The organism is Paraburkholderia sp. RL18-085-BIA-A (assembly GCF_046027075.1).
Lineage (GTDB): Bacteria > Pseudomonadota > Gammaproteobacteria > Burkholderiales > Burkholderiaceae > Paraburkholderia.
In genome coordinates this window covers 1-26,498 of sequence record NZ_JARESU010000046.1, presented here as the reverse complement: position 1 = coordinate 26,498, position 26,498 = coordinate 1, and the positions used below count along the sequence as shown (strand labels likewise).

Annotated in this window: 25 protein-coding genes and 1 tRNA gene; 13 read left to right on the top strand and 13 right to left on the bottom strand. The window is 63.6% G+C overall.

The window, feature by feature from the left end:
* Nucleotides 1-269: 269 nt before the first annotated feature.
* From P0D89_RS26820 to P0D89_RS26805, 4 genes are all read right to left on the bottom strand, one after another.
* Nucleotides 270-3,275, bottom strand: a complete 3,006-nt coding sequence (locus P0D89_RS26820; protein WP_408360309.1) for a ribonucleoside-diphosphate reductase subunit alpha — start codon at nt 3,273-3,275, stop codon at nt 270-272.
* Nucleotides 3,276-3,803: 528 nt separating this feature from the next.
* Nucleotides 3,804-4,400, bottom strand: coding sequence for a 1,6-anhydro-N-acetylmuramyl-L-alanine amidase AmpD (ampD, locus tag P0D89_RS26815; protein ID WP_408360307.1), 597 nt, complete (start codon nt 4,398-4,400; stop codon nt 3,804-3,806).
* Nucleotides 4,397-4,687 (bottom strand): PP0621 family protein, encoded by a 291-nt coding sequence (locus tag P0D89_RS26810; RefSeq protein WP_408360305.1) that lies wholly within the window; start codon nt 4,685-4,687, stop codon nt 4,397-4,399. Before P0D89_RS26810 ends, ampD begins: the two co-directional genes overlap by 4 nt.
* 10 nt (nt 4,688-4,697) lie before the next feature.
* Nucleotides 4,698-5,615, bottom strand: coding sequence for a cytochrome C assembly family protein (locus P0D89_RS26805; RefSeq protein ID WP_408360303.1), 918 nt, complete (start codon nt 5,613-5,615; stop codon nt 4,698-4,700).
* A gap of 81 nt (nt 5,616-5,696) precedes the next feature.
* Between P0D89_RS26805 and ffh the strand changes: the two genes are divergently transcribed.
* Both ffh and P0D89_RS26795 read left to right on the top strand, forming a co-directional pair.
* Entirely contained in the window at nt 5,697-7,064 is a 1,368-nt protein-coding gene (gene ffh, locus P0D89_RS26800; protein ID WP_408360301.1) for a signal recognition particle protein, read from the top strand.
* 137 nt (nt 7,065-7,201) lie between these two features.
* On the top strand, nt 7,202-7,753 hold the full coding sequence (locus tag P0D89_RS26795) for a hypoxanthine-guanine phosphoribosyltransferase (protein WP_042320806.1): 552 nt from the start codon (nt 7,202-7,204) through the stop codon (nt 7,751-7,753).
* Between the two features lie 165 nt (nt 7,754-7,918).
* Here P0D89_RS26795 and P0D89_RS26790 read toward each other — a convergent pair whose 3' ends face one another.
* Nucleotides 7,919-8,518 carry a MarC family protein gene (locus tag P0D89_RS26790; protein WP_408360299.1) on the bottom strand — a complete coding sequence of 200 codons (600 nt, stop codon included), beginning with the start codon at nt 8,516-8,518 and terminating at the stop codon, nt 7,919-7,921.
* 12 nt (nt 8,519-8,530) lie between these two features.
* The gene (locus P0D89_RS26785; RefSeq protein WP_408360297.1) at nt 8,531-10,267 is read right to left on the bottom strand and encodes a proline--tRNA ligase; all 1,737 of its coding nucleotides are present in this window, start codon (nt 10,265-10,267) and stop codon (nt 8,531-8,533) included.
* A gap of 302 nt (nt 10,268-10,569) precedes the next feature.
* Here P0D89_RS26785 and P0D89_RS26780 point away from each other — a divergent pair, with 302 nt between their 5' ends.
* Nucleotides 10,570-11,310 carry an RNA pyrophosphohydrolase gene (locus tag P0D89_RS26780; protein ID WP_408360295.1) on the top strand — a complete coding sequence of 247 codons (741 nt, stop codon included), beginning with the start codon at nt 10,570-10,572 and terminating at the stop codon, nt 11,308-11,310.
* A 76-nt stretch (nt 11,311-11,386) separates the two neighbouring features.
* Nucleotides 11,387-11,944, top strand: coding sequence for a CNP1-like family protein (locus tag P0D89_RS26775; RefSeq protein WP_408360293.1), 558 nt, complete (start codon nt 11,387-11,389; stop codon nt 11,942-11,944).
* A gap of 118 nt (nt 11,945-12,062) precedes the next feature.
* Here P0D89_RS26775 and proB read toward each other — a convergent pair whose 3' ends face one another.
* The 4 genes from proB to rplU form a co-directional block, all read right to left on the bottom strand.
* A complete protein-coding gene (gene proB, locus P0D89_RS26770) occupies nt 12,063-13,181 on the bottom strand; it encodes a glutamate 5-kinase (RefSeq protein ID WP_408360291.1) in 1,119 nt (372 codons plus the stop codon).
* A 71-nt stretch (nt 13,182-13,252) separates the two neighbouring features.
* Entirely contained in the window at nt 13,253-14,374 is a 1,122-nt protein-coding gene (gene cgtA / locus P0D89_RS26765) for an Obg family GTPase CgtA (protein ID WP_408360289.1), read from the bottom strand.
* A 227-nt stretch (nt 14,375-14,601) separates the two neighbouring features.
* Nucleotides 14,602-14,865 carry a 50S ribosomal protein L27 gene (rpmA, locus tag P0D89_RS26760; RefSeq protein ID WP_149673435.1) on the bottom strand — a complete coding sequence of 88 codons (264 nt, stop codon included), beginning with the start codon at nt 14,863-14,865 and terminating at the stop codon, nt 14,602-14,604.
* Between the two features lie 25 nt (nt 14,866-14,890).
* Nucleotides 14,891-15,202, bottom strand: a complete 312-nt coding sequence (gene rplU / locus P0D89_RS26755) for a 50S ribosomal protein L21 (protein WP_007180329.1) — start codon at nt 15,200-15,202, stop codon at nt 14,891-14,893.
* A gap of 239 nt (nt 15,203-15,441) precedes the next feature.
* Here rplU and P0D89_RS26750 point away from each other — a divergent pair, with 239 nt between their 5' ends.
* The 9 genes from P0D89_RS26750 to yacG all read left to right on the top strand — a co-directional run bounded on the left by P0D89_RS26750 (nt 15,442) and on the right by yacG (nt 23,628).
* Nucleotides 15,442-16,434: a polyprenyl synthetase family protein gene (locus P0D89_RS26750; RefSeq protein WP_408360287.1), complete on the top strand. Its 993-nt coding sequence runs from the start codon at nt 15,442-15,444 to the stop codon at nt 16,432-16,434.
* A gap of 48 nt (nt 16,435-16,482) precedes the next feature.
* A tRNA-Pro gene (locus P0D89_RS26745) sits at nt 16,483-16,559 on the top strand.
* A 206-nt stretch (nt 16,560-16,765) separates the two neighbouring features.
* Nucleotides 16,766-18,064 carry an HlyC/CorC family transporter gene (locus tag P0D89_RS26740; RefSeq protein ID WP_408360285.1) on the top strand — a complete coding sequence of 433 codons (1,299 nt, stop codon included), beginning with the start codon at nt 16,766-16,768 and terminating at the stop codon, nt 18,062-18,064.
* A 146-nt stretch (nt 18,065-18,210) separates the two neighbouring features.
* Complete coding sequence (locus P0D89_RS26735) at nt 18,211-19,509, top strand: GspE/PulE family protein (protein ID WP_408360283.1); 1,299 nt, start codon at nt 18,211-18,213, stop codon at nt 19,507-19,509.
* Nucleotides 19,506-20,735, top strand: a complete 1,230-nt coding sequence (locus tag P0D89_RS26730) for a type II secretion system F family protein (protein ID WP_408377479.1) — start codon at nt 19,506-19,508, stop codon at nt 20,733-20,735. Before P0D89_RS26735 ends, P0D89_RS26730 begins: the two co-directional genes overlap by 4 nt.
* Nucleotides 20,736-20,762: 27 nt before the next feature.
* A complete protein-coding gene (locus P0D89_RS26725; RefSeq protein WP_408360279.1) occupies nt 20,763-21,704 on the top strand; it encodes a prepilin peptidase in 942 nt (313 codons plus the stop codon).
* 3 nt (nt 21,705-21,707) lie between these two features.
* Nucleotides 21,708-22,310, top strand: coding sequence for a dephospho-CoA kinase (gene coaE / locus P0D89_RS26720; RefSeq protein ID WP_408360277.1), 603 nt, complete (start codon nt 21,708-21,710; stop codon nt 22,308-22,310).
* A 238-nt stretch (nt 22,311-22,548) separates the two neighbouring features.
* Nucleotides 22,549-23,304 (top strand): cell division protein ZapD, encoded by a 756-nt coding sequence (gene zapD / locus P0D89_RS26715; RefSeq protein ID WP_408360275.1) that lies wholly within the window; start codon nt 22,549-22,551, stop codon nt 23,302-23,304.
* A gap of 126 nt (nt 23,305-23,430) precedes the next feature.
* Complete coding sequence (gene yacG / locus P0D89_RS26710; RefSeq protein WP_408360273.1) at nt 23,431-23,628, top strand: DNA gyrase inhibitor YacG; 198 nt, start codon at nt 23,431-23,433, stop codon at nt 23,626-23,628.
* An 89-nt stretch (nt 23,629-23,717) separates the two neighbouring features.
* Here the strand turns inward: yacG and mutT are convergent, their stop codons facing one another.
* Genes mutT through argJ form a run of 3 tightly spaced genes read right to left on the bottom strand, consistent with a single transcriptional unit; the run spans nt 23,718 to nt 26,305 of the window.
* Nucleotides 23,718-24,143, bottom strand: a complete 426-nt coding sequence (mutT, locus tag P0D89_RS26705) for an 8-oxo-dGTP diphosphatase MutT (RefSeq protein ID WP_408360271.1) — start codon at nt 24,141-24,143, stop codon at nt 23,718-23,720.
* Nucleotides 24,140-25,009, bottom strand: a complete 870-nt coding sequence (locus P0D89_RS26700) for an ATP-binding protein (protein WP_408360379.1) — start codon at nt 25,007-25,009, stop codon at nt 24,140-24,142. The genes mutT and P0D89_RS26700 overlap by 4 nt, the downstream gene beginning before the upstream one ends.
* Nucleotides 25,010-25,063: 54 nt before the next feature.
* Nucleotides 25,064-26,305 (bottom strand): bifunctional glutamate N-acetyltransferase/amino-acid acetyltransferase ArgJ, encoded by a 1,242-nt coding sequence (gene argJ, locus P0D89_RS26695; protein WP_408360269.1) that lies wholly within the window; start codon nt 26,303-26,305, stop codon nt 25,064-25,066.
* Nucleotides 26,306-26,498 lie beyond the last annotated feature (193 nt).

Here is a 26,498-nt window from a genome sequence, read left to right as displayed (position 1 = left end):
CGGCCGCTTGAGTTGATCGGCCCATCGTTCGAAGCGTTTGCTACGCGCACTGTGTCGCGCGCTTCATCTGGTGCTGCTGACGACTCCTGCCTGCCTTCGCTACTGTCGATGAGCGGCGCGACTTCAGATCCCAACGCCTCTTCGATCCCACTCGCCGCTCACCGGCTCTACTTCACTTCTGCCGCATCTAGATAGATACGCGGATCGCTGCATGCGGGTCATCACCTACGACCCGTCAGCAAGCAGCGATCCTGCTGCTTGCCGCGTGCTTACTGGCAAGCCTCGCACTCTTCAAAGCCAGGGTCCCCCGGACGCATCATGCAGACCGGACCATCCGCTTCGGGCACTGCTTCCACCGCGACTGCCGGTGCCGCCGAAGCAGCCTGGATGCCGCCCACCGCGCCACCCGCAGCGCCGCCGCTCACGCCGAAGCCACCGGCCGCGCCACCTGCTGCACCGCCCGAGCCCGAGTTGCCACCCGAGCTCACCGCGTTCAGCGCGCCGTGCGCCACCGTCGACTTCTCGACGTGCGTCGCCGCCATCGTGCGGAGGTAGTAGGTCGTCTTCAGACCGCGCACCCATGCGAGCTTGTAGATCTCGTCGAGCTTCTTGCCCGATGCGCCGCCCATGTAGATGTTCAGCGACTGCGCCTGGTCGATCCACTTCTGACGACGCGAGGCCGCCTCGACCAGCCACACCGGATCGAGTTCGAACGCGGTCGCGTAGATCGCCCGCAGGTCGGCCGGGATGCGGTCGATGCGCGAGAGCGTGCCGTCGAAGTACTTCAGGTCGGCGACCATCACCTCGTCCCACAGGCCGCGCGCCTTCAGGTCGCGCACCAGGTAGTCGTTGACCACCGTGAATTCGCCCGACAGGTTCGACTTCACGTACAGGTTCTGGAACGTCGGCTCGATACACGCAGACACGCCGATGATGTTCGAGATGGTCGCCGTCGGTGCGATCGCGACGCAGTTCGAGTTGCGCATGCCGTAGGTGGCGATGCGCGAGCGCAGTTCGGTCCAGTCCATCGACTCGCTCGAATCGACTTCGACATAGCCGCCGCGTGCGTCGGCGAGCAGCTTCACCGAATCTTGCGGCAGGATGCCGCGATCCCACAGCGAGCCGCGGTAGCTTGAGTAGCGGCCACGCTCTTGCGCCAGCTCGGTCGACGCGTAGTAAGCGTAGTAGCACACCGCTTCCATCGACGTGTCCGCGAAAGCGACCGCCTCTTGCGACGCGTACGGCGTGCGCAGCAGATGCAGGCAGTCCTGGAAGCCCATGATGCCGAGGCCGACCGGACGGTGCTTCAGGTTCGAGTTACGCGCCTTGGCGACCGCGTAGTAGTTGATGTCGATCACGTTGTCGAGCATGCGCATCGCCACGCTGACGGTGCGCTTCAACTTGTCGTGGTCGAGCGACAGCGTGCCGTCGGCCTGTTCCTTCAGGTGCGCGACGAGGTTCACCGAGCCGAGGTTGCAGACCGCGATCTCGGCGTCGCTGGTGTTCAGCGTGATTTCCGTGCACAGGTTCGACGAGTGGACCACGCCGACGTGCTGTTGCGGCGAGCGCACATTGCACGGATCCTTGAACGTGATCCACGGATGGCCGGTCTCGAACAGCATGCCCAGCATCTTGCGCCACAGCTGTGCCGCCGGAATCTTCTTGAACAGCTTGATCTCGCCGCGCGCGACCTTGTCTTCGTAAGCCGTGTAAGCCGCTTCGAACTCGGCGCCGAACTTGTCGTGCAGGTCCGGGCAGGTGGACGGCGAGAACAGCGTCCAGTCGCCGCCTTCCATCACGCGCTTCATGAACAGGTCGGGAATCCAGTTCGCCGTGTTCATGTCGTGCGTGCGGCGACGGTCGTCACCGGTGTTCTTGCGCAGCTCGAGGAATTCTTCGATGTCGAGGTGCCACGTTTCGAGGTACGCGCACACCGCCCCCTTGCGCTTGCCGCCCTGGTTCACGGCGACCGCCGTGTCGTTGACGACCTTCAGGAACGGCACGACGCCTTGCGACTTGCCGTTGGTGCCCTTGATGTGCGAGCCGAGCGCGCGCACGCGCGTCCAGTCGTTGCCGAGGCCGCCGGCGAACTTCGACAGCAGCGCGTTTTCCTTCAGCGCTTCGTAGATGCCGTCGAGGTCGTCGTCGACCGTGGTCAGGTAGCACGACGACAGTTGCGAGCGGCGGGTACCCGAGTTGAACAAAGTGGGCGTGGACGACATGAAGTCGAAGCTCGACAGCACGTTGTAGAACTCGATCGCGCGCGCTTCGCGGTCGATCTCGTTGAGCGACAGGCCCATTGCGACACGCATAAAGAATGCCTGCGGCATTTCGATGCGCACGTTGTCGTGATGCAGGAAGTAGCGGTCGTATAGCGTTTGCAGACCGAGGTAGCCGAATTGCAGGTCGCGGTTGTTGTCGAGCGCGGCGCCGAGGCGCTTCAGGTCGAACTGCAGCAGCTTGTCGTCGAGCAGTTCGGCTTGCACGCCGCGCTTGATGAACTGCGGGAAGTACTCGGCGTAGCGCTCGCCCATCTCGGCTTGCGTGACTTCTTCTTCGAGGATCTCGCGGCGGATCGTGTGCAGCAGGATGCGCGCCGTGACCTGGCTGTACGCCGGGTCCTTTTCGATCATCGTGCGCGCAGCCAGAATCGCCGAGTCGTAGACCTGGCTCATCGGCACGCCGTCGTACAGGTTCTTCACCGTTTCCGCGATGATCGGGTCGGCGCTCACGGCGTCGCCCAGGTTCGCGCAAGCGGATTCGATGATGCCGCGCAGCGCAGCCAGATCCAGCGGACGGGTGACGCCGTTGTCGGTGACGTTCAGACCCGGTGCGCTGGCGGCGACCTGCTCGTCGTGGCCGCGAGCCTGCGTGCGCTTCTCGCGATACAGCACGTAAGCACGCGCGACGTTGTGCTCGCCGCCGCGCATCAGCGCGAGTTCGACCTGATCCTGAATGTCTTCAATATGGAACGTGCCGCCATTCGGGCGGCTGCGCACGAGCGCGCGCACCACGTTCTGCGTGAGTTGCTCGACCAGTTCGCGCACCCGCGCCGATGCCGCGCCTTGCCCACCGTTGACGGCCAGGAATGCCTTCGTCACGGCGATGGCGATTTTCGACGGTTCGAACGACACCACGCTGCCATTGCGACGGATCACCTTGTAGTCGGCGTAGGTCGTCTGCGGCGCGAGCGCCTGCGCGCCTTGTGTCTGGCCGAAGGCCTGGCCAGTCGGTGAGCCCTCATACCGGGTCGTCACGTTGTCGGTGGTTTGCATGTGCAAAGCTCCTGGTCTTGGAAATGTTGCGGCGGGTGCCGCGGATTAAATCGAACGCTGCGCCGGCGCGTGCGCAAGCGATGGGGTGCAGGAAAAAGGCCGGCCGGGCCGGTTGGCGGGATGCGACTGCGATGAAGCCTGGTTCGAATTCGTAACGGTCTTCATCGTGTGTGTCGCGATCACTTGCTACGCCCCTTTCCTGAATGCTTCTGGATGCCGCCGGTGGTCCTACCGGCTGCGCCACAGGAATTTTTTTTCGCTACCTGGAATGCTTGCGGCGCCATGCTCGGAGAGCGGGCGCCGCATAACTTATGCACTCGGTTATGCACAGACTTATGCACACCAAACACAAGATATAGTGCGAAACTGAATTTGTGGCACCAAGTATAGTGGAGATTCAAGGCAGATCAAATCGATTTATTTGCCTTCAAAGTCTTGACATTTGCATCGCGCGGCGCGAAGCCGACTCCCCGGAGAACAAGGCGGCGCCTTGCTCTCCTCGGATCACGCGAACTCGTGCGAAGGTCGTTACGGCGTTTCGGAAAACTTGAGATAGGGGAAATACTGATCAGCGAGGGACGTGTCGCTTTGCAGACGATGCCACTCGAAATGAGGCCCTGGATCGGTCTTGCGGCCCGGTGCGATGTCCGAGTGACCGGCAAGCGCTTCGAGCGGATAGCGCGCCTTCAGCGCGCTCACCAGCGCCCCGAGCGTGCGGTATTGCGCCGCTTCGAAGGCAGTGGTGTCGCTGCCCTCCAGCTCGATGCCGATAGAGAAATCATTGCAGCGCTCGCGGCCGAAAAAATTCGACGGCCCCGCGTGCCACGCGCGCTCGTTGCACGACACGAACTGTTCGAGCGCGCCGTCGCGATGAATCACGAAATGCGCGGACACTCGCACGCCGCGCAGGTGTGAGTCGTAGTACGGGTGAGCATCGCAGTCGAGCGTGTTCTGGAACAGCTCGGCGATCGCCGTGCCGCCGAACTCGTTGGGCGGCAGGCTGATGTTGTGGACGACGATCAGCGTCGGCACGGCCCCTACGGGCCGCGCTTCGAAATTCGGTGATGGCAGTTTGCGTGCTGCGGCGACCCAACCGTCGGCGTCGACGGTGAACTCGACGCTCATCGGGCGTCGCGGCCCGTGGGTCGTGCGGCGTGGCGCTGAGCGTGCGCGGTGCTGCAGAACGGCTGCCCGGCCACCGTCACCGAGTCGCTCTTCGGCGCGTGCACGCCGCACTCGGCGCAACGGATCATCGGTTCGGCGAGTTGCGGAGCGTCGGAGGGACGCGCGCCGCCGTTCGTCCCTTTGGCGCCGGCGCCGCGCTGGGTTGCTTGCGCGTCATGACGACGCAGCGCCTTCACCAGCCATTGACCGACGATGAACAACAGGATCAGCAGAAATATTTGTCGCATGGGGACACGCTCACACTACGGCACGGTGCAACAGCACCTCAAAAACAAAACGGCTGCCGACGTACGCCAGCAACAACGCGACGAACGACGCCAGCACCCAGCGCAATGCCGCACGGCCGCGCCAGCCGGATACCTTGCGCGCCGTCAGCAGCGCGCCGAACATCACCCACGAAAGAATCGCGAAGACGGTCTTGTGATCGAGCCGCAACGCGCGGTCGACCAGTTGCTCGCTGAACAGGATGCCCGACACGAGCGTGAGCGTCAGCAAGATGAAACCTGCGCCGATCAGACGGAACAGCAGCTTCTCCAACGTCAAGAGCGGCGGCAGCGTATCGAGCCAGCCGAACAGCCAGCCGTTGCCCGCTGCGCCCGCATGCCGCTGTGCGTTGCCGCCGCGCATCGCATGCAGGCGGCGCTCGACGAGCAGCATCAGAATCGCGTGCAGCGCCGCGATCGCAAACAGACCATATGCGATGTTGGCGATCAGGAAGTGCAGCTTGAACAGCGGCGCGGCCGAATACGGCAGCACGCGCACGCCGTTGAACGCGAGCGGCAACAGCGACGCGACGCACGCGAGCGGCAACACCAGCAGACGCAGCCCGTCGAGCGGAAAGAAAAAACTCTCGATCCAGTAAATGCCGGCGCCGAGCCAGAACATTGCCGACAGCGCGAACGCGAAGCCGAACACCATCGCGTTCTGCGGAAAGATGGTGGTATGCAGCAGCAAGCCGTGCGCGAGCAGCGCGACGAACAGCAGCGCACGGCCCGGCGTGCTCATGCCCGAAGCGGCCGACGCGTTCGCGGCGGCGGGCATCGGCGGCACGCTCTCGAGCATGGGGCGCGCGGTGGCGTGCCGGTGCGAGCGCCAGCCAGCCACGGCGAGACCGCCGTAGAGGAGCGCAGTGAGGGCATACAGTACAATATCCATATTCGAAGTTTACACTAGGCCCCAACTCCACGACGTCTTCCGCGTCGCGCGCTGCCCGGGCCGCACTGTTCATCGCTCCCCATGCTCGACAATCTGACTCAACGGATGGCGCGCGTCGTCAAGACGCTGCGCGGCGAAGCCCGGCTCACCGAGGCGAACACCCAGGAAATGCTGCGCGAAGTCCGCCTCGCGCTGCTCGAGGCCGACGTGGCGCTGCCCGTCGTGCGCGAGTTCATCGCCAAGGTGAAGGAAAAGGCGCTCGGCGAGGAGGTCATCAGCAGCCTGTCGCCGGGTCAGGCGCTGGTCGGCGTGGTGCAGCGCGAGCTGACCGCCATCATCGGCGGCGACTACGAAGGCAAAGCCGTCGAGCTCAATCTCGCCGTCACGCCGCCGGCCGTCATCCTGATGGCGGGTCTGCAGGGCGCGGGTAAGACGACCACGGTCGGCAAGCTCGCCAAGCTGCTGCGCGAAAAGTACAAGAAGAAGGTCCTGACCGTTTCGTGCGACGTCTACCGCCCCGCTGCTATCGCGCAGTTGAAGACGGTGACCGAGCAGGTCGGCGCGGATTTCTTCCCGTCGGAACCGGATCAGAAGCCGGTCGATATCGCGCGCGCCGCCGTGGACTGGGCCAAGCGCCACTATCACGACGTGCTGCTGGTCGACACGGCTGGCCGTCTGGGTATCGACGAAGCGATGATGCAGGAAATCGCCGCGCTTCACCGTGAATTGAAACCGGCTGAAACGCTGTTCGTCGTCGACGCGATGCTCGGCCAGGACGCGGTCAACACCGCCAAGGCGTTCAGCGACGCGCTGCCGCTCACCGGCGTGGTGCTCACCAAGCTCGACGGCGACTCGCGCGGTGGCGCGGCGCTCTCCGTGCGTCACGTGACGGGCAAGCCGATCAAGTTCGTCGGCGTCGCGGAAAAGCTCGACGGCCTCGAAGTGTTCTATCCGGACCGGATGGCGAACCGGATTCTCGGCATGGGCGACATTCTTGCCCTCGTCGAAGAGGCGCAACGCGGCGTGGACGTCCAGGCTGCGCAGAAGCTCGCCGACAAGGTCAAGAAAGGCGGCGACTTCGACCTCAACGATTTCCGCGCGCAGCTCACGCAAATGAAGGGCATGGGCGGCCTGTCGTCGCTGATGGACAAGCTGCCCGCGCAGTTCCAGCAAGCCGCCGCCGGCGCCGATATGAGCCAGGCCGAAAAGCAGATGCGCCGCATGGAAGGCATCATCAATTCAATGACGCCGCTGGAGCGCGCCAAGCCCGATCTGATCAAGGCCACCCGCAAGCGCCGCATCGCCGCGGGCGCGGGCGTGCAGGTGCAGGAAGTCAACCGCATGCTGAACCAGTACGACCAGATGCGCACGATGATGAAGAAGCTCAAGGGCGGCAATCTGCAAAAGATGATGCGCGGCATGAAGGGCATGTTGCCCGGCATGCGCTAAGCTTGACCATAACGGCGGCCGCGCTTGTGCGCAGAAATTGCGGAACGCGCGGCTGACTCAGGATTCGTGCGTTATTCTGTACCGCAAGCCGCCGCTCTCACCCACACTATGTACCCAGTTATCGCCCGTCAGACGTCATGAACCGCGAAGAAGCCCTCCACATTTTCAGCCACTCCGAAGAAATCGTTTCGGCCAGCGACGTCAACGCGTCGATCAGCGGCATGGCTGCCGCCATCCGCGACGAGATGAGCGAGGACTTCCCGCTCGTGCTGTCGGTGATGGGCGGCGCCGCGGTGTTCACCGGCATGCTGCTGCCGCACCTCGATTTCCCGCTCGAGTTCGACTACATCCATCTGACCCGCTACCGTAACACCACCAAGGGCGGCAACGAGATGCAATGGCGTGTCGCGCCGGCCGAGTCGGTGAAAGATCGCGTCGTGCTGGTGCTCGACGACATCCTCGACGAAGGCGAGACAATGGCCGCGATCCGAGACCGCATTCTCGCGATGGGCGCGAAGCGCTTCCTGAGCGCGGTGCTGTGCGAGAAGATCATTCCGAAGGCCAAGCCGCTGCGCCCGGATTACTGCGGCTTCGAAGTGCCGGACCGCTATGTGTTCGGCTGCGGCATGGACGCGAAGGGTTACTGGCGCAACCTGCCGACTATTCGCGCGTTGACGGAAGGCGCGTGAATTGCGCGTTTGGAGTTGCCGCGGTGACGCGGCATGCCGGTTGAGAAACCGGCGTAGAAAAAGCGGCCCGCGCGGGCCGCTTTTTTGTTGGTGCGGTGAAGAGCAACGAAAAGAGCAAGGCGGGAACCTGCGCGGCTAGCGCTGCATGGCTCGCCGCTCCCAGGCTCACAGTTGATGCACGAAAGCCCGGATACCGCCCAGCATCATCTCGACCGAGATCGCCACCAGCACCAGCCCCATCAGCCGCTCGAAGGCCGCCATCGTGCGCTCGCCCAGCCACTTCTGAATGCGTTCGGCCAGCATCAGCACGATCGCGCAGACGATCATCGTGACGGTCAGCGCGCCGATCCATTCGAATGTCTTGCCGGGCGCCTGCGATGTCAGCAGCATCACCGTTGCGAGCGCCGACGGCCCCGCCAGTGCGGGAATCGCGAGCGGCACGATCAGCGGCTCGCCGCCGCGCGCGTCGCCGCCGAACGGACCGTCCGGATGCGGGAACACCATTCTGAGCGCGATCAGAAACAGCACGATCCCGCCGCCGATGCGCATTGACTGGTCGCTCAGACTCATCATGCGCAGGAAGCCCTGCCCCAACACCATGAAAGCCAGCAGGATCACGAACGCGATCGCCACCTCGCGCAGAATGACAACCGTGCGACGCTCGGGCGACACGCTGCGCAGGCAACTGATGAAGAGCGGAATATTGCCGAGTGGATCGGTGATCAGAATCAGCAGGACGGTCGCGGACAGGAAGGTGTACTCCACTGTCCGCTCCGCTTAGCGCGCCAACGCTGCGCGAACTTTCCCGATCACCGTCTGCGCCGCTTCCTCGACCGGCAGCAGCGTCGCCTCTGCGTCGCGGCGGCCCTGGTATTCGAGCTTGCCGTCCTTCAGACCACGGTCGCCGATCACCAGACGATGCGGCACGCCGATCAACTCCCAGTCGGCGAACATCACGCCCGGGCGCTCGCCACGGTCGTCGAGGATCACGTCGATGCCCGCTTCGACCAGGGCCGCGTACAACTTGTCGGCCTGCTCTCGCACGGCATCGCTACGGTCATAGCCCATCGGGCACAGTACGACTTCGAACGGCGCAATCGACTCCGGCCAGATGATGCCCTTCTCGTCGAAATTCTGTTCGATCGCGGCGCCGAGAATGCGCGTGATGCCGATACCGTAGCAGCCCATTTCCATCGGCTGCGGCTTGCCGGTTTCGTCGAGGCAGTTGGCGTTCATCGCTTCCGAATACTTGCGGCCGAGCTGGAACACGTGGCCCACTTCGATACCACGGCAGATGTCGATCTCACCCTTGCCGTCCGGCGACGGATCGCCCTTCTTCACGTTGCGAATGTCGGCGACGAACGGCTCCGGCAGATCGCGGCCCCAGTTCACGCCGGTGGTGTGGTAATCCACCTCGTTCGAGCCGACCACGAAGTCGCTCATGTTCGCGACCGTACTATCCGCGACGACCTTGACCGGCTTCTTCGTGTTGATCGGACCGAGGTAACCCGGCGGCGTGCCGAAGGTCTCGATAATCTCGGCTTCGGTCGCCATGCGGAAGTCGGCCAGACCCGGCAGCTTGCTTGCCTTGATCTCGTTCAGATCGTGATCGCCGCGCAGCATCAGCAGCCAGATGGTCGGCTCGGCGCCTTCGTTTTCCGTTGCCAGGACGATCGACTTGATCGTGCGTTCGAGCGGAATGTTCAGCAGTTCGGCGACGGCCTCGCACTTCGCCTTGCCGGGCGTGGCGGTCTTCGTCATCTCTTCAGCCGGCGCCGCGCGTTGCGCGTAGAGCGGCAGCGCTTCAGCCGCTTCGACGTTCGCCGCGAAGTCCGAGGTCGGGCAGTAGGCGATCGCGTCTTCACCGGTGTCGGCGATCACGTGGAATTCGTGCGAGCCGCTGCCGCCGATCGAACCGTTGTCCGCCGCCACCGCGCGAAAGTCCAGGCCGAGGCGCGTGAAGATCCGCACATACGCGTCGTACATCTTGCGATACGTCTCGCGCAGACCTTCAGCGTCCTTGTCGAACGAGTACGCGTCTTTCATGATGAACTCGCGGCCGCGCATCACGCCGAAACGCGGACGGATCTCGTCGCGGAACTTCGTCTGCACCTGATAGAAGTTCACCGGCAACTGGCGGTAGCTCTTGATCTGGTTGCGCGCGATGTCCGTGACCACTTCTTCGTGCGTCGGTCCGAGTACGAAGTCCGATTGCTTGCGGTCCTTGAAACGCAGCAACTCGGGGCCGTACTTTTCCCAGCGGCCCGATTCTTGCCATAACTCGGCCGGCTGCACCGACGGCATCAGCAACTCGATCGCGCCCGCCCGGTTCATTTCTTCGCGCACGATGTTTTCCACCTTGCGGATCGAGCGCAGGCCGACCGGCAGGTAGTTATAGATACCGCCGGCGACGCGGCGGATCATGCCGGCGCGCACCATGAGCTTGTGGCTGACGATTTCGGCGTCGGCGGGAGCTTCTTTCAGCGTGCCGATAAAGAAACGGGAAGCTTTCATTCAGATTTTCCAAAAGCGGCGGCACCGGAGGGACCGCCCGAAAGGTGAAAACAGTGGGGAATCGACACAGATCCGGCGCAGAGCCGGTACGGTTTGCGTGACAACCGCCAGCGCTGCCCGATCGCGGCCCCGAAGCCGTGGCGCAAAGCTTCTTGCACAACGGATAAGGCGCGGAAAGACTGACAGGCTACCGCAAACGCGGGCCTTTTGCGGCGAATCGTTCCATTCTGGGTCGATTCGGTGCGTCAGGCCCGTTATCTGTTTATAATCAAAGCAATTTTAAAGGATTCGAAGGTGGTTGTATGCTGGATCGTGAAGGCTTTCGCCCGAACGTCGGCATCATCCTCTTGAACGCGCACAACGAGGTGTTTTGGGGCAAACGGCTCCGTGAACATTCCTGGCAGTTTCCGCAAGGGGGCATCAAGTACGGAGAGACCCCTGTGCAAGCGATGTATCGGGAGTTACACGAAGAAACCGGGTTGCTTCCTGAGCACGTCAAGGTGATCGGTCGCACGCGCGACTGGTTGCGTTACGAGGTGCCTGACAAGTTCATCAAGCGCGAAGTACGCGGTCATTACCGCGGCCAGAAACAAATCTGGTTCTTGCTTCGGATGGTAGGACGCGATTGCGACATCTGCTTGCGCGCCACCGACCACCCTGAGTTCGATGCGTGGCGTTGGAACGAGTACTGGGTGCCGCTCGACTGTGTGATCGAGTTCAAGCGGGATGTGTATCAGTTGGCGCTGACGGAGCTATCCCGTTTCATGCGCCGAGCTGCGCCGCGTGCGGAAAAACCTGGCGGGCACCATGTGTCGCGTTATCCACGGATAGCGTCGACAATGGAAAGTCCACCGGATTCCACGGTAATGACGGTGACTTCCATAACGTCCGTCAGCATCGAAACATCGGTTCACGTCACAATCGCGTCCGATTGCGGTTCGGGCTCCAGGTCAGCGGCCGAAGTGGGCGCCGGTCCGGAGCACGAAGACGAATCGGCTGGCGAGACCGCCGGCTCGCTACTCCGCCCGGGCGTGCGCAATTAACAACTCTGTGCGGCTGTCCACGCCGCCTCTACTGGCGCGGCTCCTCGAGCCGCGCCAGTGTTTCGAGGAAACCATATTGAAAGCACTTGCACTCGTCGTGGCGTGCGTCGCCACCGGCGCCCTGCTGGCTGGCTGTTCGAGCGCCGGCAAACCCACCAATAAGGACGACAGCACGTTTGTCTACCTGCTCGACCGCAAAGGCAACTGGGTTGAAAACAAGGTGGACACCTTGCCGCCGCTGCCGCAAGACTCGAATCTGCTGCCTTTCGAAGTGTCGGGCAATACGCCGCTGCAGTTTGCGATCGATCGGAACTCGTTGAGCGTGGGCTCCGACGGCGTGGTGCGCTATACCGTGGTCGTGACGAGTCCGGGCGGCGCCCGCAATGTGAACTACGAAGGGATTCGCTGCGACACCTACGAATGGCGCCTGTATGCGGGCCTGAACGCAGATCACGACGGCTGGGACAGGACGGTCGCCAACGAGTTCTCGCGCATCGAGAACGGCGCGCTGAACGCGTATCACGCGGCGCTGTATCAGGATTACATGTGCGCGAACAAGATTCCCACCGGCAACGCCAAGCAGATTGTCGAGAACATCCGCTACAAGCGCACCGCGACCTCGTTGATTCACTGAGACGCGTCTCGTTTGCGCGTGCCTTCAGTCTGGGCACGTTATGGATATGAAAAAAGCCGTTCCAGCACAAGCTGGAACGGCTTTTTTCATAAGCCGCTCGCGCGTGCCGGTCAGCGAATCAGACCAGCACCAGGTTGTCGCGATGGATCAACTCGGGCTCCAGCATGTAGCCGAGCACCGATTCGATTTCGCCGCTCGGACGCCGCTGAATCAGCTTGGTTTCCGAGCTGCTGTAGTTCGTCAGGCCGCGCGCCACTTCACGCCCTGCGGCGCTCAGGCAAGCGATCACCTCGCCGCGCGCAAACGCGCCCTGCACACCGACAATACCGATGGGCAGCAAACTCTTTCCGCCAGCGGTCAGCTTTTCAACCGCGCCGTCGTCGATCACCACGTGGCCTCGCACCTGCAGATGGTCGGCCATCCATTGCTTGCGCGCTGCCATCCGCGCAGTGCGCGCTATCAACTGCGTGCCGATCGCCTCGCCCGAGGCCAGGCGCGACAACACATCCGCTTCACGCCCGCTCGCGATCACCGTATTCGCGCCGCTGTGAGCTGCGCGCTTCGCGGCGAGAATCTTGGTCAGCATGCCGCCGCGACCGAGGCTCGAGCCCGCACCGCCTGCCATCGCTTCGAGCTCCGGCGCACCGGCATCGGCCTGCTGAACGAGCGTCGCGTTCGGGTCCTTGCGCGGGTCGGCGGTGAAGAGACCTTGCTGATCAGTAAGGATGACGAGCGCATCGCCTTCGATCAGATTGGCGACCAGCGCGCCCAGCGTGTCGTTGTCGCCGAACTTGATTTCGTCGGTGACGACCGTGTCGTTCTCGTTGATGATCGGCACCACGCCCAGACGCAGCAGCGTGAGCAACGTGGAGCGCGCGTTCAGATAGCGCTCGCGGTCGGCCAGGTCGGCGTGGGTCAGCAAAATCTGCGCGGTCTGAATGGCGTGCTCGGCAAAGCGGCTTTCGTACACCTGCGCAAGGCCCATTTGACCGACGGCCGCAGCTGCCTGCAATTCGTCGATTTCGCGTGGCCTTTTGGTCCAACCGAGCCGCTGCATTCCTTCGGCGATGGCGCCCGAACTGACCAGCACCACTTCCTTGCCTTGCGCGCGCAGGGCGGCAATCTGCGCGGCCCAGCGGCCGATCGCAGCATGATCGAGGCCGCGCCCGTCATTCGTGACGAGGCTCGAACCGACTTTCACTACCAATCGCCGTGAATCTGCGATGACGGATCGCATTGTGCGCGGTCTCCCAAGATGACGCGTGATGCAAGCCGGCAGCCCACCCAGGCGCCGGCGCTCGAGCTTTACTATTCCTGCGGGTCGGCGCCGGACCCGTCGGCCGCGGCCGGTGCTTGCGGCTTCTCGCGGAAACGCACGTCGGCGGCGAGATCTTCGGCTTCCGCCGCGCGTTGCGCGTCCGAATGCGCGGAGATGTAGTCGAACACCGCGTAGCAAAGGTTCTCGCAACCCTGGCCGGTCAGCGCCGAAATTTCGAACACCTGGCCTTCCCAGCCGAATCCTTCGAGGAATGCCGAAACTCGCGCTTCACGCTCGTCTTCGGGCACCATGTCGAGCTTGTTGAGCACGAGCCAACGCGGCTTTTGATACAGCAGATCGTCGTACTTGCGCAGTTCGTTGACGATCGCTTTGGCTTCCGCGACTGGATCGACCGCTTCGTCGAACGGTGCGAGGTCGACGATGTGCAGCAACAAGCCGGTACGTTGCAGGTGACGCAGGAACTGGTGACCGAGGCCAGCGCCTTCCGCCGCGCCTTCGATCAAACCGGGAATGTCGGCGATCACGAAGCTGCGGCTCGGCCCGACGCGCACCACGCCGAGATTCGGCGCGAGCGTGGTGAACGGGTAGTCGGCGATCTTCGGCTTGGCGTTCGACACCGACGAGATGAACGTCGATTTGCCGGCGTTCGGCATGCCGAGCAGGCCCACGTCGGCCAGCACCTTCAACTCGAGGCGCACCATGCGGCGCTCGCCCGGCTTGCCGTCGGTCTTCTGGCGCGGCGCGCGGTTCGTGCTGGATTTGAAATGCAGATTGCCGAGACCGCCCGCACCGCCCTGCGCGATCTGCACGCTCTGGTTGTGCTCGGTCAGGTCGGCGATCAGCTCGCCGGTTTCCATGTCGGTAATCGTGGTGCCGACCGGCATGCGCAGCGTGATATCGTCGCCGCCCTTGCCGTAGCAGTCCGAGCCGCGGCCGTTTTCGCCGTTACGCGCCAGATGCTTTTTCGCGTAGCGGTAGTCGATCAGCGTGTTGATGTTGCGGTCCGCGACCGCGATCACGCTGCCGCCCCGTCCGCCGTCGCCGCCATCAGGGCCGCCGAACGGAACGAATTTCTCGCGGCGCATCGACGCGCTGCCATCCCCTCCGTCGCCGGCGATGACTTCAATCCTCGCTTCGTCAATGAACTTCATGCGTAACTCCGTCCCGTGGTGTGCTGCCAGATGGTGCTGCCAGATTTGTTGCTATCGGATGCTGCTATTTTGCCGCGCCCGCCACGCGTTGATCAATCGACCGAACGGCATAGCCGCGCCGGCATCGACGATCGACCCCGCGAATCCCGCGAAAGCGCCGCAATAAAAAAAGCCCCGCTAACTTCGCGGGGCCTTTTCCGGTCCTGAAGCCCGTGCCAGTCTAAAACTCAGACTGCTGCCGGGACGACGTTGACCATGTGCTTCTTCGCTGCGCCTTTCGTCGAGAACTGGACGTGGCCGTCCGTCAGAGCGAACAAGGTGTGATCCTTGCCGATACCGACGTTGTCACCAGCGTGCATACGCGTGCCGCGTTGACGCACGATGATGCCACCAGCGTTGATAGCCTGGCCGCCGTAAACCTTCACGCCGAGACGCTTCGATTCAGAGTCGCGGCCGTTGCGGGACGATCCGCCTGCCTTTTTGTGTGCCATTTGATTTGCTCCTTAACCGGTGCGCTTACGCGTTGATCGCGTCGATGCGCAGTTCGGTATAGTTCTGGCGGTGGCCGCCATGCTTCTGGTAGTGCTTCCGGCGACGCATCTTGAAGATGGTCACTTTTGCGTGACGACCTTGCGACACGACGGTAGCCTTGACGGAAGCCCCACTGACCAGCGGCGTACCGAACTTAATCGATTCGCCTTCGCCCACTGCGAGAACCTGGTCGAGCGTGATTTCAGCGTCAATGTCTGCCGGTATCTGTTCTACTTTAAGTTTTTCGCCGACGGCAACTTTATACTGCTTGCCACCGGTTTTTATGACCGCGTACATTGAGAACCTCACTCTGTATTCATTTTTCCCACGCACCGCGCGCGGAAACCCGTGATTATACATAGAGTTAGCTGCTCGGTCAAAACTCATTGAGAGCCACCCTGCGCAGCGCCCGGGACCTTGTCGCAGCGCCCGTGCGCACGGCCCGGCCGCTGCCCCGAATGCGCCGCGCCGCAGCCTGCGACCCGGAACTGCCGCGATTCGCCTTATAATTCGCGGCACTACCCAATTCAGCCATCATGTCGTCGACTGCCACCCCCTCCTCCAACGCCGCCAGCCTGCTCGCTCCGATCGCCGAAGACATGCAGCAGGTCAATCGCGTCATCCGGCACCGCCTTGCGTCCGACGTGATGCTGATCAACCAGATTTCCGAGTACATCATCAGCGCCGGCGGCAAACGGCTCCGGCCCGCGCTACTGCTGCTGGTGGCGGGCGCGCTGGGCGAAACCACGGGTCACCGGCACGAACTGGCGGCGGTGGTCGAATTCATCCACACTGCGACCCTCCTGCACGACGACGTGGTCGACGAATCCGATCTGCGGCGCGGCCGCCAGACCGCCAATGCGCTGTTCGGCAACGCCGCGAGCGTGCTGGTGGGCGATTTTCTCTACTCGCGCTCGTTCCAGATGATGGTCGGCGTGGGCAAGATGCGCGTGATGGAGATTCTCTCGGAGGCGACCAACATCATCTCCGAAGGCGAAGTGCTGCAGTTGCTGAACATGCACGACGCGGACGTCGACGAAGCCCGCTACATGCAGGTGATCCGCTACAAGACGGCCAAGTTGTTCGAGGCGGCCGCGCAACTCGGCGCGGTGCTGGCCGGCGCGGACGCGAAAACCGAAGCGGCCGCCGCGGAATTCGGCCGCCGCATCGGCACCGCGTTCCAGATCATGGACGACTGGCTCGACTACACGGGCACGGCAGAGTCGATGGGCAAGAACGCGGGCGACGATCTGCGCGAAGGCAAGCCCACGCTCCCGCTGATCTATCTGATCGAACGCGGCACGCCGGAGCAGTCGGCGCTCGCGCGCGAAGCGATCGAGCAAGGCGGCACGGCCCGTTTCGACACGATTTTCGACGCAATCACGCGTTCCGGCGCGCTGGATCACACACTCGAATGCGCGAAGCAGGAAGCGCAGGCAGCGGCAGCAGCAATTTCTTCATTTCCCGGTTCCATTTTCAAAGATAGCCTGCTAGAATTATGTTCTTACTCGACGGCAAGGCAGTCTTGAACTGGACTGAAACGCCGGATTAGTCTGAATCGAGTCCGCAGTACACATCGGGGTGTAGCTTAGCCTGGTAGAGCGCTACGTTCGGGACGTAGAGGCCGGAGGTTCGAATCCTCTCACCCCGACCAGATTTGCCTTGTTAGTTCAAGGCTCGAAAAACCGCCCAGCTTGCTCGGCGGTTTTTTGTTTTGGGCGCGACTTGCTTCTGTCCTGCTTCCTGCGCGGTCCTCCCCGCAGGTGTGCGCCGTCTGCCCGCGCAACACCGCTTACCCGGGCGGCTCCCCCGCCCCCCTCTGCTATATTCTCTCATCCTCTCCCCTATTCTGCACGACGCGTGGAACAACTTCCCTTATGGGCGCAGATTGGCGCCGTCTTTCTGCTGCTTATCTGCTCCAGCTTCTTTTCCATTTCCGAAACAGCGATGATGGCGCTTAACCGCCATCGGCTGAAACATCTTGCCAATCAGAACGCGCTCGGTGCGAGGACCACCCAAAGCCTGCTCGCGCGCACCGATCAACTGCTGAGTGTCGTACTGATCGGCAACAATCTGTTCAATACGATCATCCCGGTGCTCACCACGTCGATCGCGCTACACACGTTCGGCCGCAACAACCTCGTGCTGTCTATCGCAACTGGCATCGTCGCGTTCCTGATCATCGTGTTCGCAGAAATCACGCCGAAAATCGTCGGTGCGACGTTCCCCGAAAAGATTGCGCTGCCGGCCAGCCTGCTAATCGCGCCCATGATGCGTGTGGCCAAGCCGCTCGTCTGGTTCGTGAATTTGTTCGCGACGGGCATCCTGCGTGTGCTGCACATCAATACGAAAGGCGCGCGCGATCAGCGCCTGTCCACCGAGGAACTGCGCACAATCGTGCTGGAATCGGGCAGCTTCATGCCGACCAAGCACCGTAGCATTCTGCTGAACCTGTTCGACCTCGAAAACATTTCCGTCGACGACGTGATGATCCCGCGCCGCCGCATCGAGGCGCTCGACTTCGAGGCGCCGTTCGAACAGATCCTGCATCAACTGGAAACCTGCTATCACAACAAGCTGATCGTCTACCAGGGTGACATCGACCGGGTGCTGGGCGTGCTGCACGTTCGCAAGACGCTCGCGGCCCTGCACAACCAGGAGCTGGAGCGCGAGACGCTGCGCGAATTGCTGGCCGAGCCCTACTTCGTGCCGACCGGCACGCCGGTTTTCCAGCAGCTCCAATACTTCCAGGAGAGCCGTCACCGCACGGCGCTGGTTGTCAACGAATACGGCGAACTGCAAGGTCTAGTCACGCCGGAAGACATCATCGAAGAGCTGATCGGTGAATTCACCACGTCGATTCCGCGTAGCGCCAATTCGCGCGGCGGCTGGAACGAGAACGGCGAATGCATCGTCGCGGGCAGCATGCCGCTGCGCGAACTGAACCGCTGGCTGCAACTCACGCTGCCCACCGACGGGCCGAAAACGCTCAACGGCCTGATCCTCGAAATTCTCGAAGACATTCCCGACGGCGACGTGTGCGTGCAAATTCGCGACGTCAAACTCGAAGTCATGCGCAGCGACGATCAGGCGATTCGCACGGTCAAGCTGTTCAGGCCGCCGTCGCGCACGAAGCCCGGCAAAGCCGTGCTGCGCTAAGCGCCGTGCCGTAGGGTTCGAGACGCCGCCAGCATCGCACACCCGCACGGCGCGCGCCATTAGCCGAATGGCTGAATGGCGGCGCCGGCCGCGTTACCGGAAGATGAAGCCGTCATGTTCTACAGGCGGCTCATCCCCGGTCTCTCGTGCAAACTCCTATTCAATCCACGTCGTCGGCGCCACCCCGGCCCATCGCATTCGACAGCGACGGCGCGCCACGGGCGAAGCCCAATCCATTCGCCGCAGAAAGTAACGCGGCCCATCTCACCGATCCCGACAGCGCACCAGCCGTGCGTCTTTTGACCGACACGTTGCAGGAAGCGACCCGGCGCAACGCGTCGGACCTGCATATCGAACCGGCCGAGCACGGCTGGCGCATGCGCTTGCGAATCGACGGCGTGCTGCATGAAATCGCGCAGCCGCCCGCTCATCTGCGCGATGCATTCATTACGCGTGTGAAGGTGCTGGCGCGTATGGATATCGCCGAACGGCGCGTGCCGCAAGACGGCCGGCTGCGCATCGCGACGTCGCCTGGCCGAGTCGAAGACTACCGCGTCAACTCCTTGCCCACGCTATTCGGCGAAAAGCTGGTGCTACGTCGGCTCGATGCATTGCCCACCGATCTTTCGCTCGACTCGCTGGGCCTCGATCCGCAGCAACGCGTGACGGTCGATGCGGCGATTCGCGCGCCGCACGGTCTCGTGCTCGTGACCGGGCCCACAGGAAGCGGCAAGACTCTGTCGCTGTACTGCTTCCTCAATCTTCTGAATGGCGAGGCGCGCAATCTGTGCTCGGTGGAGGACCCAGCGGAAATTCAACTGGCCGGTATCAATCAGGTGAGCGTGCGCGAAAAGGCAGGGCTGACGTTCGCGGTGGCGCTGCGCGCCTTTCTGCGACAGGACCCCGACGTGATCATGGTCGGCGAAATCCGCGATAACGAAACCGCCGATGTCGCCGTGAAAGCCGCGCAAACCGGCCACCTCGTGCTGTCGACCTTGCACACGAACGACGCGCCCGCGGCCGTCGCGCGCCTGATCGACATCGGCGTCGAGCCCTACAACCTCGCGGCTGCGTTGCGGATGATCACAGCGCAGCGGCTGGTGCGGCGTCTGTGCGTCGCATGCCGCGCGCCCGCGCCGCAATCGGCTGCGGCGCTGCGCGCGGCGGGCTTCGACGAGCATCAACTCGACGGTTGGCAGCCCTACGCGCCGACCGGCTGCGCGGCTTGCCACGGCATCGGCTACCGGGGCCGCGTCGGGGTTCATCAAGTGATGCCCGTCTCCGATGCGATGCGCGAGCTGATCGTGGCGAGCGCCGGCACGCACGAGCTTGCGCGGCTCGCGCAAATTGAACAGGTAGGGACCTTGCGCGACGCGGCGTTGGCGCGTGTGCGCGACGGCACCACCAGTCTCGCTGAAGCGCTGGCCGCCACTGAGGTCGCATGAACACCGCCACGATTCACCAGCCCATTGCGGCCGACGTGCACTTTGCGTGGCGCGGCGTCGATGCCGACGGCATCCACAAAAGCGGCACGCTGGTCGCGCCGGACGCGGGCGCTGCGCGAACCATGCTCAAGCGCGAGAGCCTGTTCATCGTCGAACTCACGGCGCGCGGGCCGGCGCCGCGCCCGACAGCTCGCGCCGCCGAAGTCACGCTGTTCACCCGGCAGCTCGCCAGTCTGCTGCGTGCCGGCTTGCCGCTCGCGCCCGCGCTGGACCTGCTCGCACAAGCGCAGGCGTCGAGCCGGCAGGGCATGCCGCGCATCGTCGGCGCACTGGCGCGCGATATCACTGCGGGCCTGCGTTTCTCGGCGGCACTACGACGGCACCCCGCGCAATTCAATGCGCTGTATTGCCAGCTCGTCGAAGTGGGCGAGGCGGCCGGCGCCCTGGCCGCCGTCCTCGCCAGAATCGCCGACGATCGCGAGCGCGCCGCCGCGCAACGCGCCAAGGTGCGCGCGGCATTGACCTATCCGGGGGCGATCCTGTTGCTGGCCATCGCCATTAGCGCGGCGTTGCTGGTATGGGTCGTGCCGACCTTCAAGCAGATCTTCGACGGCTTCGGCGCGACGCTGCCCGCCCCGACGCGGTTCGTGCTGGCGTTATCGTCCGGAGCGGCGCGCTGGAGCATACCGGCGTTCGCGATGATCTTCGCATTGACCTCGGCTGGGACGTTTCTGCTGCGGCGTTCCGAAACGGCTCGCATCCGGTTCGCGCGTTTATCGCTGAGATTGCCGGTCGCCGGTCCGCTGCTGGGCACGCTATGCGCGGCGCGCTGGAGCCGCGCGCTCGGCACCTTGTTATCGGCGGGCACGCCGCTCGCTGACGCGTTCGATTCGCTGACTCACGCCACGGGCAACGCCTTCTTCGATCGCGCGACAGCCGAGATCGCCGCGCGGCTGCGGCGCGGCGAACGGCTCGCCGCAGCGATGCGCGCTTCGCGCTGCTTTCCGCCTGAAGTCGTGCAGCCGGTCGCGGTCGCCGAGGAGTCCGGAGCACTGGACACCATGTTGATCGACGTGGCGTCACTCGCGGATCGTCAGGTAGACGAAAAGATCGGCACGCTTTCCAGCCTGTGCGAGCCGTTCGTGATCGTCGTGCTGGGGACGCTGGTCGGCGGCCTTGTGATCGCGATGTATCTTCCCATTATTCAACTCGGCAACGTGGTGTAGGATCGCAGCCGAATCCATCCCTTATCCATGCAGGCTCCGCTTTCACTCGTGCCAGAAACTTCTTCCAGTCTGCTCTCGGGCTTGCTGCCGGGCCGCTTCGCGGCCGGTCTCGGCCTCGCGTTCGGCAGCTTGCCCACCGGCGTGCAGATCACGTTCGCAATCGTGTTCGGCCTGGTGATCGGCAGCTTCCTGAACGTGGTCGTGCATCGGCTGCCGATCATGCTGGAGCGTACATGGCGCGCGGAGAACAGCGACGAGACCAACGAACCGCCGCAAAACGATGGTCTGCCGGTGCGCTACAACCTGTGGGTGCCGCGCAGCGCATGTCCGCACTGCGGCCACGTTCTGAGCGCGTGGGAGAACCTGCCGGTGCTCAGCTACCTGCTGCTGCGCGGACGTTGCTCCGCGTGCAATGCGCACGTGAGCCTGCGCTATCCGCTGCTCGAAATTGCCAGCGCCGCGTTCGCGGCAGGCGCACTCGCGCTGTTCGGCCCGACCCTCACGGCGCTCGCCGCGTTCGGACTGTGCGCGGCGCTGCTCGCAATGAGCGCGATCGACATCGACACTCACCTGCTGCCGGACTCGATGACGCTGCCGCTTTTGTGGGCGGGCATCATCGTCAACTTCAACGGGATGTTCGCGAGCCTGCACGATGCGGTGCTCGGCGCTATCTTCGGCTATCTGGTGCTGTGGGTCGTGTATTGGCTGTTCCGGCTGGTGCGCGGCGTCGAGGGCATGGGCTACGGCGATTTCAAACTGCTCGCGGCACTTGGCGCATGGCTCGGCTGGGCCGCGTTGCCGCAGATCGTGTTGATCGCGGCGGTCGCCGGCGCGGTGGTCGGCCTCGCGGCCACTTGGCGCGGCCGCATGCGCTTCGAAGAGCCGTTGCCGTTCGGGCCGTTTCTCGCGGCGGGCGGCGCGCTCACGCTGTTTCTCGGCACACCGCTTTATCTGGCTCTGGGAGGCTGAAGCATGTTCGTCGTGGGACTGACCGGCGGCATTGGCAGCGGCAAATCGACCGTCGCCGATCTGTTCGCCGCGCACGGTGTGCCGCTTGTCGACACCGATCTGATCGCGCACCACATCACCGCGCCACACGGAATGGCGATGCCGCAAATTGCCGCTGAATTCGGCGCTGCGTTCGTCGCAGCAGATGGCTCGCTCGACCGCGCCCGCATGCGCGAACTGGTATTCAGCGACGACGGCGCCCGCAAGCGTCTCGAAGCCATCACGCATCCGTTGATTCGTGCGGAGACCAACCGCGAGCAGCGCGAAGCGCAAGGCCCATACGTGATCGTGGTGGTGCCGCTGCTGGTCGAGTCCGGTAGCTGGAAGGGCCGTGTGAACCGCGTACTCACGGTCGATTGCAGCGTAGAGACGCAGATCTCGCGCGTGATGAGCCGCAACGGCTTCGGCCGCGACCAGGTGCTGGCGATCATCGCTCGCCAGGCCACGCGCGAAGCGCGGCTCGCCGCCGCCGACGACGTGATCGACAACGACAACGCGCCGCTCGACGCGCTGAAAGTGCAAGTCGACGCGCAGCATCGCGCGTACCTGTCGCTCGCGGGCACGTGAGCCGCAGGCGGACCCGCGCGCAAGGCGGACGCGCGTGCAGCGCACGAACACCGAGCGCCAGTCATCGCCTATCCGCAGAACTTTGCGGCACCGCGTTTACCGAAGCACGCAGAAACCACCCGAAACACGTGAAAAAAGTTGCGAATGCGTGCTGAAAAAGTGTGTGATTGCTAGGGTAGTCTCACGGCATTAGAATGTTCTGCATTCCCGTCACCGACCACGCCCGAGGCGAGCCCGCTTGATCCTTTACGAGTATCCCTTCAACGAGCGAATCCGGACGCTGCTGCGCCTCGAAGACCTGTTCGAGCGCTTCACGTTCTTTCTGACTCAGGAAGACGCCAGGGAACATCACGTCGCACTGACAACGTTGTTCGAAATCTCAGAGGTTGCGGGTCGCGCGGATCTGAAATCGGATCTGATGAAAGAACTCGAACGTCAACGGCAAACGCTCGCGCCGTTCCGTGGCAATCCGGGAATCGAGCAGAACGCGCTGGAAGCCGTGCTCGGCGAAATCGAACAGACCCTCGCCGGGCTTGGGCAGATGCAGGGCAAGACCGGCCAGCATCTTGCAGACAACGAGTGGCTCGCCAGCATTCGCAGCCGCGCGATCATTCCCGGTGGCACCTGCAAATTCGACCTGCCGTCCTACTACGCGTGGCAGCAGCTTCATCCCGATCAACGCCGCCAGGACATCGCCAAATGGGTCACGCCGCTGCTGCCGCTGCGCGACGCGGCGACCATCGTTCTGCGGCTCGCGCGCGAGTCCGGTCAGGCGTCGAAAGTAATGGGGATGCAAGGCAGCTACCAGCAGATGCTGTCGGGCCGTTCATATCAATTGATGCAGGTTCGCGTGGCACCTGAATTGCGGGTGATTCCAGAGGCGAGCGCCAACAAGTACATGCTGTGGGTGCGCTTCACGGTGCAGGACGGCGATCTGCGTCCGCGCGCCGTGGATGTCGACGTACCGTTTCAGCTCACGCTGTGCAGCCTGTGAACAGTCCTACAACCCGGACCGCAACGTTCGCCCGCTAAATCCGGATCGAGGGGCGCGCCTTTGAAGCGGCGCGAAATACCCCTATATTCGTTATTTGTTCCGTTTTGCGATTGACTGCCTGACCGTATGCCTACTGTCGTCAAATGCCCCACTTGCGGCAAGGATGTCCGCTGGACCCCTGAAAACCGCTTCCGCCCGTTCTGTTCCGACCGATGCAAACAGATCGACCTCGGCGCCTGGGCCGCTGAGAAGTACAAGATCGGCGGGGCCGATCAGGAAGCGGCGTCGGATGAAACGCCTGGCGGGGACTACAACCCGCATTGAGCGCGGCCCGCTGCGGCATTGGCGCGGGCCGGCGCTGCTAGTGCAGCACCCGCTACCGCGCGTCTTCGTTGACCCGTTCTGATCAGCTCTTATCCGTTCTTTTCAGCCGCGAGCCATTCGAGCACAGGAATGGTCGCGGGCAACAACGGCGCGACATCGGCCGGCAGCGCCTGCCAGACAAAAGCCTGGCCTTCGCGGCCGTGCGGCTCGCCGGACCACTGGGTGACCTTGCAGAAGAAAAGCCGCACATAGGCATGCGGATAATCGTGTTCGAGCGTATGCCAAAGATGGCACGCCTGAACGTCGATCCCTAGTTCCTCGTGCAGCTCGCGTGCAAGCGCGGCCTCGACCGACTCGCCCGCTTCCAGCTTGCCGCCAGGAAACTCCCAATAGCCCTCGTACGGCTTGCCCGCCGGACGCTGCGCCAGCAGATAACGCCCGTCCGGCTGAATCAGCACGCCGACGGCGACTTCCGTCACCGGACGGCCAGCGGCGTTCTTCTGCGCGTCGCTCATGCCGCGGTTTTCCTGCCGGACCAGTCACGCGCGAACTGCCACGCCACCCGCCCCGAGCGCGAGCCGCGTTCGAGCGCCCACACCAGAGCGTCGCCGCGCGCCGCTTCGACTTCGGCGTCATCGCAGCCGAAATGCCGCAGCCAGTGGCCGATGATCGACAGGTAGTCGTCCTGCTTGAACGGATAGAAGCTGACCCACAGCCCGAAACGCTCGGACAGCGAGATCTTCTCTTCGACCAGCTCACCCGGATGAATCTCGCCGTCGGACGTGTGCTTGTACGTCTCGTTGTCGCTCATGTACTCGGGCAGCAGATGGCGGCGGTTCGACGTCGCGTAGATCAGCACGTTGTCCGACTGCGCGGCAATCGAGCCGTCGAGCGCGACCTTTAGCGCCTTATAGCCCGACTCGCCGTCTTCGAACGACAGGTCGTCGCAGAACACCACGAAGCGCTCGGGCCGCTTCGCGATCAAGTCGACGATATCGCCGAGATCGTGCAGATCGTCCTTGTCCACTTCGATCAGACGCAAGCCGTCTTTCGCATACGCGTTCAGGCACGCCTTGATCAGCGACGATTTGCCGGTGCCGCGCGCGCCCGTCAGCAGCACGTTGTTGGCCGGCTGCTGGTGCACGAACTGACGCGTGTTCTGTTCGATCAGCCCTTTCTGCCGATCGATGTTTTGCAGGTCGTCGAGCGTGATCGACGAAATGGCGGGTACGGGCTGCAGGTAGCCGCGCCCCTGGCGCTTGCGCCAGCGAAAGGCGACCGCGGCCGGCCAGTCGATCTCAGGCTCGGCGGGCGGGAGCATCGCTTCCAGGCGCACGAGTACGGCTTCGGCCCGGGTCAGAAACTGTTCGAGTTTGTCCATGACGGTGAAGTAAGCGGCCCGATGCGCGGCCAAAGGGCCGCGCAAGGCGCCTGATTACGAACGATAGTCGGCGTTGATGCTCACGTAGTCGTGCGACAGATCGCAAGTCCAGATCGTGGCTTGCGCATTGCCGCGGCCGAGTACCACGCGAATGCCGATCTCGCTCTTTTTCATGACGCGCTGGCCGTCTTCTTCACGGTAGGCCGGGTTGCGGCCGCCGGCAGTCGCGACCAGCACGTCGTCCAGATACAGATCGATCTTGCCGACGTCGAGATCGTCCACGCCGGCATAACCGATGGCCGCCAGGATGCGGCCGAGGTTCGGGTCCGATGCATAGAAGGCCGTCTTCACGAGCGGCGAGTGGCCGATCGCATACGCGATCTGGCGGCATTCGCCGACGCTCGAGCCGCCTTCGACATGCACGGTCATGAATTTGGTCGCGCCTTCGCCGTCGCGCACGATCAGCTGCGCGAGGCTCTGGGCGACTTCGGTCACCGCGTCGCGCAGCGCTGCATAAGCGGGCGAATCGGTGGACGTGATCGTCGGCAGGCTCGATTTGCCCGACGCGATCAGGATGAACGAATCGTTGGTCGACGTATCGCCATCGATCGTGATGCAGTTGAACGAGCGGTCCGCGACGTGCCTGACCAGTTCATCGAGCACCGGTTGCGCGACGGCCGCGTCGAACGCGAGGAAACCGAGCATGGTCGCCATGTTCGGTTTGATCATGCCGGCGCCCTTGCTGATGCCGGTCAGCGTGACCGTGTGGCCGTCGATCGTGACCTGGCGCGAGGTGGCCTTCGGCAGCGTGTCGGTGGTCATGATTGCCTGCGCGGCGTCGTACCAGTTCGCTTCCTTGCGGTTGGCCAGCGCGGCCGGCAAACCGGCCTTCAAACGATCGACCGGCAGCGGTTCGAGAATCACGCCGGTCGAAAACGGCAGCACCTGTTCCGGCCTGATGTCCGCGAGCCGCGCGAGTTCGGCGCAAGTTTCGCGTGCGGCCACGAGGCCCGGTTCACCCGTGCCCGCATTCGCGTTACCGGTGTTGATGACCAGCGCGCGAATCGGCTTGCCGCCCGCGCGCACGCGCTCCAGATTCTCACGGCACACCGTGACGGGCGCCGCGCAAAAACGGTTCTGCGTGAACACGCCGCCAACCGTCGCGGCTGCGTCGACGGAAATGACGAGCACGTCCTTGCGGTTCGGCTTGCGGATATTCGCCTCCGCCCAGCCGAGCGAAACGCCGGCCACGGGATGGAGTTGAGCGGGATCAATCGAGGGGAAATTGACAGCCATGGTCGCGACCTGTCGAAGAAAATGCCGGCAGGCGCCGGCATCGAGGGGAACGAAACTGATGGCCCGGGCGGGTTGCGCGAACCACCGCGAATTCAACGGCGAAGCCCAGCGTAAAACGACGCGGCGCGCTCAGAAGCGCGCCGCCTTCGGTCTTACGCGATCTTGCCGTGGCACTGCTTGTACTTGTTGCCGC

Bases quoted from the DNA above. Each gene is read 5' to 3' on its own strand.
- P0D89_RS26820 (WP_408360309.1), bottom strand. From the start codon at position 3,275: ATGCAAACCACCGACAACGTGACGACCCGGTATGAGGGCTCACCGACT.
- cgtA (WP_408360289.1), bottom strand. From the start codon at position 14,374: ATGAAGTTCATTGACGAAGCGAGGATTGAAGTCATCGCCGGCGACGGA.
- P0D89_RS26810 (WP_408360305.1), bottom strand. From the start codon at position 4,687: ATGCGACAAATATTTCTGCTGATCCTGTTGTTCATCGTCGGTCAATGG.
- P0D89_RS26700 (WP_408360379.1), bottom strand. From the start codon at position 25,009: ATGGACAAACTCGAACAGTTTCTGACCCGGGCCGAAGCCGTACTCGTG.
- P0D89_RS26785 (WP_408360297.1), bottom strand. From the start codon at position 10,267: ATGAAAGCTTCCCGTTTCTTTATCGGCACGCTGAAAGAAGCTCCCGCC.
- P0D89_RS26780 (WP_408360295.1), top strand. From the start codon at position 10,570: ATGCTGGATCGTGAAGGCTTTCGCCCGAACGTCGGCATCATCCTCTTG.
- ampD (WP_408360307.1), bottom strand. From the start codon at position 4,400: ATGAGCGTCGAGTTCACCGTCGACGCCGACGGTTGGGTCGCCGCAGCA.
- rpmA (WP_149673435.1), bottom strand. From the start codon at position 14,865: ATGGCACACAAAAAGGCAGGCGGATCGTCCCGCAACGGCCGCGACTCT.
- mutT (WP_408360271.1), bottom strand. From the start codon at position 24,143: ATGAGCGACGCGCAGAAGAACGCCGCTGGCCGTCCGGTGACGGAAGTC.
- yacG (WP_408360273.1), top strand. From the start codon at position 23,431: ATGCCTACTGTCGTCAAATGCCCCACTTGCGGCAAGGATGTCCGCTGG.
- ffh (WP_408360301.1), top strand. From the start codon at position 5,697: ATGCTCGACAATCTGACTCAACGGATGGCGCGCGTCGTCAAGACGCTG.
- P0D89_RS26795 (WP_042320806.1), top strand. From the start codon at position 7,202: ATGAACCGCGAAGAAGCCCTCCACATTTTCAGCCACTCCGAAGAAATC.
- coaE (WP_408360277.1), top strand. From the start codon at position 21,708: ATGTTCGTCGTGGGACTGACCGGCGGCATTGGCAGCGGCAAATCGACC.
- P0D89_RS26805 (WP_408360303.1), bottom strand. From the start codon at position 5,615: ATGGATATTGTACTGTATGCCCTCACTGCGCTCCTCTACGGCGGTCTC.
- P0D89_RS26730 (WP_408377479.1), top strand. From the start codon at position 19,506: ATGAACACCGCCACGATTCACCAGCCCATTGCGGCCGACGTGCACTTT.
- P0D89_RS26750 (WP_408360287.1), top strand. From the start codon at position 15,442: ATGTCGTCGACTGCCACCCCCTCCTCCAACGCCGCCAGCCTGCTCGCT.
- P0D89_RS26725 (WP_408360279.1), top strand. From the start codon at position 20,763: ATGCAGGCTCCGCTTTCACTCGTGCCAGAAACTTCTTCCAGTCTGCTC.
- rplU (WP_007180329.1), bottom strand. From the start codon at position 15,202: ATGTACGCGGTCATAAAAACCGGTGGCAAGCAGTATAAAGTTGCCGTC.
- argJ (WP_408360269.1), bottom strand. From the start codon at position 26,305: ATGGCTGTCAATTTCCCCTCGATTGATCCCGCTCAACTCCATCCCGTG.
- proB (WP_408360291.1), bottom strand. From the start codon at position 13,181: ATGCGATCCGTCATCGCAGATTCACGGCGATTGGTAGTGAAAGTCGGT.